This is a genomic window from Paraburkholderia aspalathi, from assembly GCF_905220735.1.
Classification (GTDB): Bacteria; Pseudomonadota; Gammaproteobacteria; order Burkholderiales; family Burkholderiaceae; genus Paraburkholderia; species Paraburkholderia aspalathi.
In genome coordinates this window covers 1-1,284 of record NZ_CAJNBA010000030.1, presented here as the reverse complement: position 1 = coordinate 1,284, position 1,284 = coordinate 1, and the positions used below count along the sequence as shown (strand labels likewise).

At 53.4% G+C, this 1,284-nt stretch carries 1 rRNA gene; it reads left to right on the top strand.

Annotated elements, in window-relative coordinates:
• A 23S ribosomal RNA gene (locus KHO30_RS39045) occupies positions 1-1,284 on the top strand; the annotation flags it as partial.

Genomic DNA, 1,284 nt, shown 5'->3' with positions numbered 1-1,284 from the left:
GAGGCCATTCACTTCGGTGAAGAAGCAACTGGAAGTGGTTCCAAGAAAAGCCTCTAAGCTTCAGTTTAACAAGACCGTACCGCAAACCGACACAGGTGGGCGAGATGAGTATTCTAAGGCGCTTGAGAGAACTCGGGAGAAGGAACTCGGCAAATTGGTACCGTAACTTCGGGATAAGGTACGCCCCTGTAGCTTGACTGGCCTGCGCCAGGAGGGTGAAGGGGTTGCAATAAACTGGTGGCTGCGACTGTTTAATAAAAACACAGCACTCTGCAAACACGAAAGTGGACGTATAGGGTGTGACGCCTGCCCGGTGCCGGAAGATTAAATGATGGGGTGCAAGCTCTTGATTGAAGTCCCGGTAAACGGCGGCCGTAACTATAACGGTCCTAAGGTAGCGAAATTCCTTGTCGGGTAAGTTCCGACCTGCACGAATGGCGTAACGATGGCCACACTGTCTCCTCCCGAGACTCAGCGAAGTTGAAGTGTTTGTGATGATGCAATCTCCCCGCGGCTAGACGGAAAGACCCCATGAACCTTTACTGTAGCTTTGCATTGGACTTTGAACCGATCTGTGTAGGATAGGTGGGAGGCTATGAAGCGTGGACGCCAGTCTGCGTGGAGCCGTCCTTGAAATACCACCCTGGTTTGTTTGAGGTTCTAACCTTGGTCCGTTATCCGGACTGGGGACAGTGCATGGTAGGCAGTTTGACTGGGGCGGTCTCCTCCCAAAGTGTAACGGAGGAGTACGAAGGTACGCTAGGTACGGTCGGAAATCGTGCTGATAGTGCAATGGCATAAGCGTGCTTAACTGCGAGACCGACAAGTCGAGCAGGTGCGAAAGCAGGTCATAGTGATCCGGTGGTTCTGTATGGAAGGGCCATCGCTCAACGGATAAAAGGTACTCTGGGGATAACAGGCTGATACCGCCCAAGAGTTCATATCGACGGCGGTGTTTGGCACCTCGATGTCGGCTCATCTCATCCTGGGGCTGTAGCCGGTCCCAAGGGTATGGCTGTTCGCCATTTAAAGAGGTACGTGAGCTGGGTTTAAAACGTCGTGAGACAGTTTGGTCCCTATCTGCCGTGGGCGCTGGATATTTGAAGGGGGCTGCTCCTAGTACGAGAGGACCGGAGTGGACGAACCTCTGGTGTACCGGTTGTCACGCCAGTGGCATCGCCGGGTAGCTATGTTCGGAAGAGATAACCGCTGAAAGCATCTAAGCGGGAAACTCGCCTTAAGATGAGATATCCCCGGGGCTTCGAGCCCCTTGAAGGGTCGTTC